This is a genomic window from uncultured Oxalicibacterium sp., from assembly GCF_913776015.1.
Classification (GTDB): domain Bacteria; phylum Pseudomonadota; class Gammaproteobacteria; order Burkholderiales; family Burkholderiaceae_D; genus Oxalicibacterium.
On the sequence record NZ_CAJYMD010000065.1, the window covers coordinates 41,926 to 55,662 of the forward strand.

9 protein-coding genes and 1 pseudogene are annotated in these 13,737 nt (G+C 57.2%); 9 read left to right on the plus strand and 1 reads right to left on the minus strand.

Going from position 1 to position 13,737, the window contains the following annotated elements:
* Positions 1 to 163 precede the first annotated feature (163 nt).
* From QZ725_RS11090 to QZ725_RS11110, 5 genes are all read left to right on the plus strand, one after another.
* The gene (locus tag QZ725_RS11090) at positions 164 to 562 is read left to right on the plus strand and encodes a response regulator (RefSeq protein WP_293779475.1); all 399 of its coding nucleotides are present in this window, start codon (positions 164 to 166) and stop codon (positions 560 to 562) included.
* Positions 563 to 582: 20 nt separating this feature from the next.
* A complete protein-coding gene (locus tag QZ725_RS11095; RefSeq protein WP_293779477.1) occupies positions 583 to 948 on the plus strand; it encodes a response regulator in 366 nt (121 codons plus the stop codon).
* 9 nt (positions 949 to 957) lie between these two features.
* A complete protein-coding gene (locus QZ725_RS11100; RefSeq protein WP_293779479.1) occupies positions 958 to 1,515 on the plus strand; it encodes a chemotaxis protein CheW in 558 nt (185 codons plus the stop codon).
* Positions 1,516 to 1,569: 54 nt separating this feature from the next.
* On the plus strand, positions 1,570 to 3,861 hold the full coding sequence (locus QZ725_RS11105; protein ID WP_293779481.1) for a methyl-accepting chemotaxis protein: 2,292 nt from the start codon (positions 1,570 to 1,572) through the stop codon (positions 3,859 to 3,861).
* Positions 3,862 to 3,930: 69 nt separating this feature from the next.
* Positions 3,931 to 9,945 (plus strand): Hpt domain-containing protein, encoded by a 6,015-nt coding sequence (locus tag QZ725_RS11110; protein WP_293779483.1) that lies wholly within the window; start codon positions 3,931 to 3,933, stop codon positions 9,943 to 9,945.
* Between the two features lie 163 nt (positions 9,946 to 10,108).
* Here QZ725_RS11110 and QZ725_RS11115 read toward each other — a convergent pair whose 3' ends face one another.
* Entirely contained in the window at positions 10,109 to 11,584 is a 1,476-nt protein-coding gene (locus QZ725_RS11115) for a deoxyribodipyrimidine photo-lyase (RefSeq protein ID WP_293779485.1), read from the minus strand.
* A gap of 128 nt (positions 11,585 to 11,712) precedes the next feature.
* Between QZ725_RS11115 and QZ725_RS11120 the strand changes: the two genes are divergently transcribed.
* From QZ725_RS11120 to pyrB, 4 genes and pseudogenes are all read left to right on the plus strand, one after another.
* Entirely contained in the window at positions 11,713 to 12,372 is a 660-nt protein-coding gene (locus QZ725_RS11120) for a YqgE/AlgH family protein (RefSeq protein ID WP_293779487.1), read from the plus strand.
* A gap of 21 nt (positions 12,373 to 12,393) precedes the next feature.
* Positions 12,394 to 12,783: a Holliday junction resolvase RuvX gene (gene ruvX, locus QZ725_RS11125; protein ID WP_293779489.1), complete on the plus strand. Its 390-nt coding sequence runs from the start codon at positions 12,394 to 12,396 to the stop codon at positions 12,781 to 12,783.
* On the plus strand, positions 12,764 to 13,276 hold the full coding sequence (pyrR, locus tag QZ725_RS11130) for a bifunctional pyr operon transcriptional regulator/uracil phosphoribosyltransferase PyrR (protein ID WP_293779491.1): 513 nt from the start codon (positions 12,764 to 12,766) through the stop codon (positions 13,274 to 13,276). The genes ruvX and pyrR overlap by 20 nt, the downstream gene beginning before the upstream one ends.
* Positions 13,269 to 13,737, plus strand: a pseudogene (gene pyrB, locus QZ725_RS11135) (aspartate carbamoyltransferase catalytic subunit); the annotation flags it as partial. The gene pyrR and the pseudogene pyrB, both read left to right, overlap by 8 nt.

A 13,737-nucleotide genomic window follows, 5' to 3' on the forward strand; every position in this document is an offset into this window, starting at 1 on the left:
GCGATCGTTTCGGACGACGGTTTTGTTCGCGAGCTTACCTGTTTAACAATTTGTGTCGAAAAACCACGGCTTGCCGACTGTCGGCATCGTGAAAGGTTTCAACAATCTTGCCATTTGGCATTATTGCGCCGTATATTGTGGTCACAATTCAATGAGATGAATCATGACGACGGCACCAGAAAACGCTGAGATGAAAATCATGGTGATCGACGACAGCAGTACCATTCGTCGATCCGCGGAAATTTTTCTGGGGCAGGCTGGCTACAAGGTCGTTCTGGCCGGCGATGGCTTCGATGCTCTGGCCAAAATGAATGACCACAAGCCGTCTCTCATCTTTTGCGACATCCTCATGCCGCGCCTTGATGGTTATCAAACCTGCGCACTGATCAAGAAAAGCGCCAGATTCCATGGCACCCCGGTTGTCATGTTGTCTTCCAAGGACGGATTATTCGACCGTGCGCGTGGCGCGATGGTCGGTTCCGACGCCTACCTTACCAAGCCATTCACCAAAGACAGTCTGCTCAGGACTGTGCGTGACTACGTCACCGCGGTGGCAAAATAATTTCGATTCAAAGGTTGCTGATGGCTATTCAAAAAGTTCTTATCGTCGATGATTCTCCGACCGAGCGTTATTTCCTGACTGATATTCTGGTCAAGAAAGGCTATTCGGTTTCCACCGCAGAGAGCGGCGAAGAAGCGCTGCAGAAAATCAAGGCGGACAAGCCTGAACTCATTTTGATGGATGTCGTGATGCCGGGACAAAACGGTTTTCAGGTGACGCGCTCCATTGCACGCGATCCGGAAACGCAGCATGTGCCGATCATCATCTGCACCAGCAAGGGCCAAGAAACCGATCGCATCTGGGGTTTGCGCCAAGGTGCGCGCGACTACATCGTCAAGCCGGTCGATCCTGCCGAATTGCTGGCCAAGATCGCTGCCCTTGGCTAATCCATTCTGATGAACTCCTTTTCCTCCGACCTGCAGGTCGACGCGTCCGATCAGGGTGGACGTCGTACGCGTCTGCGCGAGTTTCAGGCGCAGCTAGTCGAGCGCATGCAGACCGCACGCGATAGCGATGCGATGCAGGCGAATCGCCTCGGGGTGATCATCGGCGGCACGCGTTGGCTGCTCGATTTGCAGTCGGCGGGTGAGATCGTCTCGGCCGAAGGTATTACTTCCGTGCCGCTGACGCAGCCTTGGTATCTGGGGCTCATCAATCTGCGCGGCAATTTGCTGGGCATCGTCGATCTGGCGCGTTTTCAGGGAGGAGAGCGCACCGTGCTCGACAAGGATAGCCGCATCGTGGCACTCAGCCCGGCACTCGGATTCAATTGCGGTTTGCTGGTTTCGCGTGTGCTCGGTTTGCGTCACGTCGATGAGATGCGTGTGCACCAGGCCGATGAAACCCTGATTTGGGCCAGCACGCAATATGTGGATCACGAAGCGCATGTATGGCACGAACTGGATCTGCATAAACTGGTTCAGCAACCCGAATTCTTGAATATCAGCCGCTAGTCTTTTTTCGAAACAGCAGGCGGCATACAAAAAACAGAGTCAGGAGAATTACCGATGGCGTTCACATTACCGCTCTTTTCCAGAAAAAAGAAAGCCGCTTCGCCAGAGATGGAAGGTGTTGACGAGCTTGGGCATGAGGAGAGAGAAACGTCCGCCGAACGTGAACCAATGACCTCTGCGCGCATCGAGGAAGCACGCCGCGACATCAATCCGAATGCGACCTACATCGGTGACGTGCTGCAAAAGAGCGGCGATATCACGCTGCCTGTGATCGGCAAGCTGCCGCTACAGAAACAGGTTCGTATCCTGCTGATTTCTCTGGGTGCTTCGCTGGTGCTGGGTGCCTTGTTCGTCTGGCTCAATGCGGATTCCTCGGCGCTGACATCGACGCAGACGCAAATCGCAGGTGATGCCCTGATGCACTCGCAGCGTGTCGGTAAGGCGACACCGAATGCGATTCAGGGTAACCCGGAGGCTTTCAAGCAACTGGCCGATAGCCGCAAGGAATTCAACAACGATCTGACGATCCTCTCGCAAGGCGGTGTCTATCAGGGGCGCAGCATCAGTGCGCCTGATGCGCAGATGGAAGGCATGCTGAAGGAAACGCAGGCCTTGTGGGCGGGCACCGACAAGGCTGCAGAAAATATCCTCAAGCTGGAAAAAGTCCTGACCGGTTTCGGTACGACGCTGCAAAGCATGAACAGCATTTCGCCGACCTTGCTTGAACTGAGTGAGCAGATTTCCAACCTCAAGGCGCAGAGTGGCGCATCGCCGCGAGAGATTGCCGCCGCGGGCCAGCTCGTGATGCTGACACAACGTCTGGCACGTAGCGCGAACGAATTTTTGAGTTCTGAAGGTGTTAACCCGGAAACGGCCTTTCTGCTTGGCAAGGACACCAATACGTTCCGCGACATCATCGAAGGCTTCCTGAATGGTAGCGAGCAATTGCGCCTGAGTCGCGTCACCGAACCGGAAACGCGCGACAAGCTGCAGGAGTTGCAAACCGCATTCGGCGAATACCAGAAATCGATTGCACTGATTCTCGGCAATCTGCAGAACTTCATTGCCGCCAAACAGGCTGAAGAACTGATCTTCAAGGAAAACGAAGCGCTCAAGCAGCGTTTGACCGACATCCAGCAAAGTTACCGCGCCGAACAGGATTCGCTGACGTTGCCGTTCTGGCTGATGTTGCTGGCCGTGATAACGGCGCTGGTCTCGGCTGCCGGGATTGCGCTGGTTCTGCTGCAGGACAGCCGCAACCGTACCAAGGAAGCGGAAGCACGCCGACTCGAAGCGGAAAACCAGCGTCTGGAAGCGTTGCAAAAGGAAATCGAAGCCAAACAGGCGAACGACCAGAATCAGGCGGCGATTCTGCGACTGATGAACGAATTGCAGGAAGTGGCCGATGGTGACTTGACGGTGCAGGCAACGGTGTCGGAAGACATCACTGGTGCGATTGCCGACTCGGTCAACTACACGGTAGAAGAGTTGCGCGGGCTGGTCGGACGTGTAACGCATACGGCGGAGCAGGTGACGTCGGCATCCGATCAGGCACAGACGATCTCGGGCGAACTGCTGGCGGCATCGCAAACGCAGTCACGCAACATTCAGGAAACCGGTCAGGCGGTGCTTGAGATGGCAGTGCAGATTACCGATGTCTCGCGTTCGGCAAACGAATCCGCCGAGGTGGCGCGGCAGTCGGTGTCGGCAGCAGAGCAGGGTGCGCGCGCGGTGGAAAACGCAATCAAGGGCATGAACGAGATTCGCGAACAGATCCAGGAAACGTCCAAGCGGATCAAACGACTCGGTGAATCTTCGCAAGAGATTGGCGAAATCACCGAACTGATTTCCGACATTACCGAACAGACCAACGTGCTGGCACTGAATGCCGCAATTCAGGCGGCGTCGGCAGGCGAAGCAGGGCGCGGCTTCTCGGTGGTTGCAGAAGAGGTGCAGCGACTGGCAGAACGCTCGGGCGAGGCAACCAAGCAGATCGGCGCACTGGTGCGTACCATTCAGACCGATACCCACGATGCCGTCGCCGCAATGGAAAAATCCACGCAGGGTGTGGTCGAAGGTGCACGTCTGTCCGACGCGGCGGGCACGGCACTGGCCGATATCCGTCGCGTGTCGAACCGTCTTGCAGAACTGATTCAAAGTATTTCCTCCGCGACCGAGCAACAGGCAACGTCGGCGAACGGCGTGGCGCAAAACATTCAGGGCATTCTGACCATTACGGAACAGACGCAGGAAGGTACGCAACAGACCGCGTATTCGATTAGTGAACTGTCGAAGCTGGCCGAGGAGCTGAAAAACTCGGTGTCGCGTTTCCGCGTGACGGCGTGATCGCCTAGTCCGACCAGAATCTGGTGGCGGCCGCAGCGTCTCGCGGTCCCGCCGTAGCGCGAGGCAGTCATGCATATTTCTTCTTCCCATCCGTCTTCAGACGGCAAGAGTCGTTTCGATACCGGTCCGTTGTCTTGGGTGATCGGTGAAATTCGTGAGGCCTTGACGCGTTCGCGTGATCTCCTCTGCGAAGCCCTGCTGCAGGACACGGAAACACGTTCGACCACGTTGCGACAGTCGCGCGGCTATCTGCATCAGGCACACGGTGCCTTGCAGATCATCGATGTCGATGGCGTGACGCTGTTGACGGAAGCCGTGGAAGCCTTGTTCGATGGATTCAACAACGCCCAGATCGAACTCGACGGCGCAGTCACCGAAACGATCGTGCAGGCTTATCAAGCCTTGCTCGAATATCTGGAAGAATTGCTGGCCGGTACACCACATCAGCCTGTGCGTTTGTTTCCCTATTACCGCGCCTTGCTGGAAGCGCGCGGGGTCGAGCGAATTCATCCGGCCGATTTGTTTTTCCCCAATCTTTCCATTCGCCCGCAGTTGCCAGTGGCACCACAGGCGCTGGCGCAGGACGACTACGTTGCCTTGCGCAAGCGCTTCGAGCGCGGCTTGCTGCTTTATTTGAAGGGCGATGCTGCGAGTGGTCAGGCTGGCGCACGTCTGATGTGCGATGTGCTGCAACGTGTCGAACAGGCGCAGTTCAAGCCGCAGGCACGCGTGTTCTGGTGGGTGCTGGCAGGTTTTCTGGATGCGATCGCGCAGGGGAATCTGACGGCGGATTTATATGCCAAGCAATTGCTAGCGCGTATCAATCTGCAGATTCGTCGACTGGGAGATGGCTCCGAAAGTATTGCCGAACGCTTGCTGCACGATGCCTTGTTCTTCCTTGCGTACGTTACCGATCCTGCACCCCTGGCGCAGCAGATTCGTGCAGCTTATCGACTCGACGGCATGGTGCCGCACGACTACGAACGACGGCGCTATGGAAAGATCGACGCGCAAGCGCTGGCGATGGCACGTGAACGGTTGGTGCAGGCCAAGCTTTTATGGAATCGGATTGCGGCCGGTGATGTGGCCGGTGCGACGGCATTTCAAACGGAAATCACTGCGCTGGCCGAGGCAGCAGTCCGTCTGGATGCGCCGGCATTGGCCAAGCTGTTGCGCGAATTGAGCGGTATTGCACGCCATGCCGCCCACACGACGCCCGGCGATGCCTTGAGTCTTGAAATTGCGACCAGTCTGCTATTCATCGAGCAGGCGTTGCAACAGATTGCCCATTTGCCCGAAGGTTTTGCCGAGCGCGCAGATGCCTTGACGGCGCGCCTGTTATCAGCGGTTGCTGGTGAATCCCTGGGTTCGTCTGCTGCATGGCTGGACGATATTTCACGTGAGGCACAGCAACGGCAAACCATCAACGTTCTGGCAGGCGAGTTGCAGACTAGTCTCCGGCAAGTGGAAAAGCGGCTGGATGCCTACTTCCGCGATCCCTTGCAGTATGACGAGCTGAAAGAAGTCGATGGCATTCTGTACCAGATTGCGGGTGCCTTGGCAGTGCTGGATCAGGATGAAGCCTTGCGCGCCACGCGCCATGTCCAGCAATGTGTGCGTGCTTTCGTGGACGCCGACAGCACGCCACCGCAGCATGCTTTCGAGCAGGTCGCACAGAACGTCGGGGCCTTGAGTTTTTTTATCGATGCGTTGGGCCAGGCCGATGGGCATCTGCAAGAACGTTTTCGTTTTGACGACGCGACGGGACTGTTTCATGCCGGTTTGACCGAACTTGCGCCAGCATCCTCGGAACCGCAGTGGGTAGACCTTACACCAGCGGAAGAGGTGGTTGCAGAAACCGATGAGCATGTACAAACGACTACCGACCTTGTCGCGACGCAGGACGAGTCTGTCGCACCTGAATTGGAATTGCAGACGGTCGAAGACGAACTGCGTGATCGGCAACTGGCATCGCAGGAGCTGGCACGTTCGCTGGCTGCCGAACCGGACAATGCGCAATTGCAGGATCAGTTGAAAGCATCGCTGGAGCAGGTGCGCATGGATGCGACGCTGGTCGACAATCCCGATGCCGGCGATCGTGCGCGCAGCATGATCGACAAGCTGGCTTCGCCGGATTTCATCCCTTCGCAAGATGCACTCGAACAAATCGGTTTGCTGGATGCATCGACGATTGACGATGAGATCGAGGAAATCACGCCGCTGCCGGCACCGGAGAGCGAAGCCGAAATCGATGCCGAATTGCTGGAGATTTTCCTCAGCGAAGCGGTCGAGGTTTTGGCTTGCGTACAAGAGAATTTGCCTGCTTCACGCCTTGCCCCGCACAACGAGGAATATCTGACCACCTTGCGTCGTTGTTTCCACACGCTCAAGGGTAGTAGCCGCATGGTCGGCCTGAATGCCTTTGGCGAGACGGCATGGAGTATCGAACAGGTCTTGAATCTGCGACTTGCCGAAGGCAAGGGCGGCGATCAGGCCATGTACGTCCTGTTGGCACGGGCGACCGAGTTGCTGGGTGCCTGGGTCAGCGATTTGCAGATTTATGGTTCGGCGCAGCGGGACGGACACGCGCTGATCGCCATGGCAGAACGTGTCAAGCGTGGCGAGCCGATTGACGATGCGGCCGAGCCAGCGCAGCCAGCGTTTGTGCAGGAGGCGGAACTCGATGCGCTTTCGGCATTGCCAGAGCACGCATCTGCTGTCGCTGATAGCGACGCACCACTCTTGGAGCAGGAAGACGTCTTTGACCTGTCAGATGCGGGCGTGGAGGACGCGGCCGGGCTGACGGCGCAAGAGCCGATTGCCGAAGGGAATGAAGAAGCGCTGGCTGAGAGCAATGGTAAGGATGATCTTCTCGTAGAGGACGTCGTCGATGCTTCTGCATCTGACGAAGAGCTGGAAGAGAACGCTGCTGCGGCAATCGAACACTTCCTGGATGATGAGCAAGCCGTCATGGCGGATGGCGAAGCGGCATCTGCCGAGGTGTCAGATGCGGCCGCCGAAGAGACACTTGATGCGACGTCAGCATCGAACGAGCGGCAAGAGTCGGTCGAATTCGCAGATGCAGCGCCTGTCGCTCCACAAAAAGCCAGCGCCGATGTGATCGATTTCCCCGGTAATCCGATTGCCGTGGCGCGTGCGGGAGACAATATTCGTCGTATCGGCGATATCGAAATCAGTGTTCCTTTGCATACTATCTATTTGTCCGAGACGGATGAACTCGTGCGTCGCTTGGAGCAGGATTTCAGTGAGTGGCGTCATGAACCGGAGCGGCAGGTCAGCACACAAGCCGTGCATGCGGCGCATTCGTTGGCCGGCAGTTCTGCCACGGTGGGTTTTGCCGTCTTGCATCGTCTGGCGCATGCGCTGGAAAACGTTCTTCAGTATTTGTCGCGCAAACCGGTGAAACTGATCCTGAGCGAATACGATTTGCTTGATCAGGCGCTCGAACAAGTGCGCAGCATGTTGCAGCATTTTGCGCTGGGCGAGATGCCGTCAGAGGCACGCGAACAGGTACAGCAACTGGAAGGCATGCTGGACGATTTCGAATACCGTTCGCTGGTTGCCGCCGATTCTGCAGTGATCACGCAGCAGGATGACGTTACTCAAACGGTTGCGATATCGGTGCCGTCCGATGAACCCGATCATGGTGCGTTGCAGAGTGTTCCCATGTCGGCGGCATCGGAAGAAGGCGATGAAGCCGCGTTGTTGCTGCGTGACGAGATCGATGCCGATCTGTTGCCGGTCTTCATTGAAGAAGGTCGCGACATATTGCCGCAAATGGGTGAATTGTTGCGCGCCTGGGAGCATCAGACCGACGATGTTTTCGCATCGCAGGCTGTATTGCGGCTGTTGCACACGCTGAAGGGCAGTGCGCGCATGGCAGGGGCCATGACGCTGGGGCAGCACTTCCATGAGATGGAAAGCTATATCGAGAATGCCGTGCATGTGGGACAGCCCGCAGCTCTCGCACTGGACGATTTGCTGTGGCGTTATGACCAGGCATTGCAGTTGTTCGAGCAATTGCAGAATGGCGGTGCTGCAACGCCTAGCCAGGCTCTGACGTCGCGCACGGCTGGTGAAGTGCATGCGCAACAGCCGGTTGTGCTATCCGAGGTCTTGGCGCCGGTACCTCGTACGGGTGTGCCATCTCCAACTGCGACACAAGCGGTGACGGCACCGACGTCTTCGTCGATGGTACGTGTACGCGCCGATATTCTCGACCGACTCGTCAATCAGGCGGGTGAGGTTTCGATCTCGCGCTCGCGCCTCGAAAATGAAGTGGGAACGATCAAGCAGTCATTGGGCGAACTATCGGAAAACGTTGCACGTTTGCGTGATCAGTTGCGCGAGATCGAGATGCAGGCCGAGTCGCAGATTTCTTCCAGTCTGGGTTTGTCGGCGGAACGTGAATTCGATCCGCTCGAATTCGATCGCTTCACACGCTTGCAGGAATTGACGCGCATGATGGCCGAGAGCGTCAGCGACGTCGGTACCGTGCAGCAATCGCTGAATCAGACACTGGAAAGTGCCAGCAGCGGATTGGCATCGCAGGCGAGGCTTACGCGCGATCTGCAGCAGGATCTGATGCGCGTGCGTATGGTGCAGTTCGCCAGTATTGCCGAACGTCTCTATCGCGTGACGCGCCAGACGGCGAAGGAAGTCGATAAACGCGTCAACCTAGACATTCGCGGCGGTGCAGTCGAAATCGATCGTGGTGTGCTGGAGCGCATGACAGGTCCATTTGAACATTTGCTGCGCAATGCCATTGTGCACGGTATCGAATCGCGTGAAGAACGTCGTTCGGCTGGCAAGAACGATATTGGCGAGCTGCGTGTGGAAGTACGCCAAGAGGGCAATGAAGTCGTCATTCAATTCTCGGACGACGGGCAGGGGCTCAACCTCGACAGCATCCGCAGCAAGGCGGCCAGCATCGGCCTGCTGACACAGGATGCACCCTTGTCCGAGGCCGAAGCGAGCGATCTGATTTTCCATCCGGGCTTCTCGACTGCCGATGAAGTGACCGAGCTGGCCGGACGCGGTATCGGCATGGATGTGGTGCGTTCTGAAGCCGCTTCGCTCGGTGGTCGTGTCATCACGCAATCGGCACGCGGTGCCGGTGCCAGTTTCACCATTCATTTGCCGTTGACGCTGGCCGTCACGCAAGTCGTCTTGCTATCGACAGGCGGGCGCTTGTTTGCAGTGCCAGCCGTGCTGGTCGAACAGGTCCAGCAATTGAAATCCGGGCCGCTGACGCAGGCCTATAATGACGGTGCCATTTTCTGGCAGTCGCAACGGGTGCCAATGTATTTCCTGTCTGCCTTGTTGGGTGACGAAGAGGCCGCGCCTGTGACGCAGCAGTATTCACCGGTGCTGATTCTGAAGAGCGGTAGCGAGCGTGTGGCCGTCCACGTGGACGAAGTGATCGGTTCGCGTGAAGTCGTCGTCAAGAACATCGGTCCGCAACTGTCGCGCATGATCGGGATTGCCGGTGCGACCGTGCTGGGTTCGGGCGAGATTGTGCTGATCCTCAATCCGGTGCCGCTGGCACAACGTGCGCTGGCCGACAATCTGCGCGCACCACGCATGTCGGTGTCGGATGCACCTGCCGACATGGGCGCTGTGGCTGAGATGACTGTCGCCACACAGAAGTCGGGTAGCGATCCGGTACAGGGTTTGCGTAGCGTGCCGGTCATCATGGTGGTCGATGATTCGTTGACGGTGCGGCGCGTTACACAACGCCTGTTGACGCGCGAAGGTTATCAGGTCGTGGTGGCGAAGGATGGTGTCGATGCCTTGCAGCAGTTGCAGTCGGTAACGCCGGATGTGATGCTGGTGGATATCGAAATGCCGCGCATGGATGGTTTCGACCTGACGCGCAACGTGCGCGATGATGAACGCACTCGCGAGATTCCCATCATCATGATTACGTCGCGTACGGCGGCCAAGCACCGCAACGTAGCAATGTCATTGGGCGTCAATGCCTATCTCGGCAAGCCGTATCAGGAAGACCGTCTGCTCGAGTTGATTGCAGGATTTGTCGGTCGTTACGAATCGATCGAGTGATTGTCTTCTGATGGGTTTTCTGCGTTCTCTCGTTACTTTCGCCTGATTTAAAACGCCGCTGTGATTGACTTCACAGCGGCGTTTTTCATGATGCGTTCTTATTGCAAAAGCAAAGGTTAAGGTCGAAGTAATACGTCGAGTCCGATGCTTTGTGGTGTGGCGTCTAGTCCTTAGTCACTTTTTTCACAACCGCATAGCGTTCTAGCGTGCGGGCACGGGCTTCATCATGCGTGATGATCGGTTCGGGATAGTCGATGCCAAGACGAATCCCCGCGCGTTGCAATTCGCTGACCGGTGCTTTCCAAGGCGCGTGCAGATACTTGTTCGGCAGCTTGCCCAGTTGTGGCAGGTAGCGGCGAATGAATTTGCCTTCTTCGTCGAATTTTTCGGATTGCGTGATCGGGTTGAAGATGCGGAAGTAGGGCTGCGCGTCGCAACCGGATGAGGCGGCCCATTGCCAGCCCCCATTGTTGGCAGACAGATCGAAATCGTTGAGCTGTTCGGCAAAGTAGCATTCACCCCAGCGCCAGTCGATGCCCAGATCCTTGATCAGAAACGAGGCGACGACCATGCGCAGGCGATTGTGCATGTAGCCCGTCTGGTTGATCTGTGCCATTGCGGCATCGATCAGCGGATAGCCGGTTCTCCCTTCGCACCAGGCTTGAAACAACTGGTCTGCATGTTTGCCGGTTTCCCAGCGAATTGCATCATAAGCGGGTTTGAAGGCCTTTTCTGCCACATGGGGATGATGGTGCAGGATCATGAAATAGAATTCGCGCCAGATCAGTTCGGACAGCCAGGTGGCAGCGCCGCTACTGGCGTTGCCATTCGTGCGCATGGCATCCAGCGCAATGCGCGCAAGGCCACGGATCGATACGGTGCCGAAGCGCAGATGCACGGACAGATAGGATGGTCCCTTGACTGCCGGATAGTCGCGCGCCTGCTGGTAATGCGGCATGCGTTCGATGAAATCATCCAGCAAGCTTTGCGCGCCAGACATGCCGGTTGGAATGGCCAGTGCGTGCAGATTGGTTTGCTCGAAGCCTAGCGACTGCAATGAGGGAATCTCGCGCATTGTGTCTGGTACTTTTGCCAAATGTGACGCTTCACTTTCGGTGTCATAGGCTTGCAGCCAGTCTTCGCCACCGCCGTGGAGTTTTTTCAGCCACGCATTCTTGTAAGGCGTGAAAACCGAAAAAGGCGAGTCTGATTGCGATAGCACTTCACCGCGTTCGAAGATCACCTGATCCTTGAACGTATACAGCGCTCGGCCGGCCTTGGTGAGTGCGCCTGCAACGGCTTCGTCGCGCTGCACTGCCGCAGGTTCGTAATCGCGGTTGGCGAAAACGGCATCGGCACCCAGTTCTTCGGCCAGTTGCGGAATGGCTTCGATGGCACGTGCATGGCGTACGATCAGGCCGCCACCGCTGGTCTGCAGTGCTGTATCGAGTTCATGCACGCTGTCGTGAATGAATTCGACGCGGCGGTCGCGGCGTGGCAGAGATTCGAGAATGTCCTTGTCAAAAATGAAAACGCAATACACCTGACGGCTTTGTGCGAGTGCGTAATGCAGGGCGGCATGGTCGAAATTGCGCAGATCGCGGCGGAACCAGACCAGAGTGGTATCGAATTGCGGCATGCGAAGGATGCTGAAAGGAAAGGAAGGCACACTATGCCGTAAAACCTTCATGCCTGCAGGTGGAAACCGCACATATCGGGCAGGGAAAGCGTCTGGAATGCGCGGGCAAAACTGCTAAAATAGCGGCCATGTCGAAGCACGAAAAGACCAGCAAACCCTCGCCCGAGCCGGATCCTTCCCCGGACTCTCCCGATTTTTCCTCCCGTTCTGAAGTGTCGCCCGCCGGATTGAGCCTCGCCGATCATTTCCTGATTGCGATGCCATCCATGCTCGATCCCGTTTTTGGCGGCACCGTGGTGTATCTGTGCGAGCACAATACCGGAGGTGCGCTCGGCGTGATCATCAACAAGGCGACCGACATGACCGTCGAGAACCTATTGAGCCGTATCGATCTCAAGCTCGAAATTGCGCCGGCTTTGCCCAGTGTGCGCGATACCGTGCTGTACGGCGGCCCGGTGCAGTCGGATCGTGGCTTCGTGCTGCATGCGCCTGAGCGCAAGTTCACCTCGACCATGCCGGTGACCGACGCGGTTGCACTGACCACATCCAAGGACATTCTGGAAGCCGTCGCACGTGGCGAAGGGCCAAGCCGTGTCGTGGTCAGCCTGGGGTGCGCTGGCTGGGGTGCAGGACAACTGGAAGACGAAATTACCCGCAATGGCTGGCTGACGGTAAAGGCCGATCCGGCGATCCTGTTCGAATTGCCGCTTGAGCGTCGCTTTGCCGCGGCACTCAAGCTGCTCGGTATCGATCCACTGATGCTCAGTGCCGAGGCCGGACATGCCTGAGATGAAAGGTGACGCGCGCTAGTGGATACCGTGCTCGGATTCGATTTCGGACTCAAGCGTATCGGCGTCGCGGTAGGGAATACCCTTCTCGGACAGGCGCAACCGCTGACGGTGATTCGTGCGGCGACCAATGACGGCAAGTTTGCCGAAATTGCCGTCTTGATCGAAGAATGGCAGCCGACCCTGTGCGTGGTTGGTCTGCCGTCTCATCCTGATGGCAGCGAACACGAAATGACCGTGCGCTGCCGTCGCTTTGCCAATCAGTTGCATGGACGTTTCGATGTACCCACGGTTCTGGTGGACGAGCGATATTCGTCTGCCGTGATTTCCCACCAACGCGGCGAAACGATCGATGATCGGGCGGCTGCAATCATCCTCCAACAATACTTCGATGACCCATCCCATTCCTGATTTCGATGCCGAGGCGATGTATGCGACCTTGCTGCAGCAGGTAAAAGCCGGCCTTGCGCAAGTCGAACATGTTGCCATCGTCGGTATCCACTCCGGCGGCGCATGGCTGGCCGAACGGCTCGCCGCCGATCTGCAACTGAGCGAACGGCTCGGCTTCATCGATGTGTCTTTTCATCGCGACGACTACGCCGAGAAAGGCTTGAAGTCGGATGTCAAATCGACGCAGATTCCCTTTGATGTCGAAGGTGCCAATATCGTGCTGGTCGACGATGTACTTTATACGGGACGCACCACACGCGCTGCCATCAACGAACTGTTCGACTATGGCCGCCCGGCACGCGTGATGCTGGTGGCACTGGCTGATCGCGGCGGACGCGAACTGCCGATCGCTGCCGATTTCGTGGCGCAAACCATTTCTCTTCCCGATCAGCGTTTGCTGGTCTTGCAACGCGCCGATGACGGCCGTTTTTCCCTGACGGTGGATCATGCTTAATCCGCAACTGAACAAGAATGGCGAGCTGCAACACCTGCTTACCATCGAAGGCCTGCAAAAGGCACATATCCTGCACATTCTCGATACCGCATCGTCGTTCGTCAGCATTGGCGATCGCGAAGTGAAGAAGGTGCCACTGATGCGCGGTAAGGGTGTGTTCAACCTGTTCTTCGAAAATTCGACGCGCACGCGCACGACCTTCGAGATTGCCGCCAAGCGCCTGTCGGCCGATGTGATCAATCTGAATATCGCGGCATCGAGTTCGAGCAAGGGCGAATCGCTGCTCGATACGATCGACAACTTGTCGGCCATGCATGCCGACATGTTCGTGGTGCGCCATTCGCAGTCCGGTGCGCCGTACCTGATCGCCAAGCATCTCAACGACACCAGGCAGCCACACGTCCACGTCGTGAATGCTGGTGATGGTCGCCATGCGCACCCGACGCAGGGGCTGCTGGACA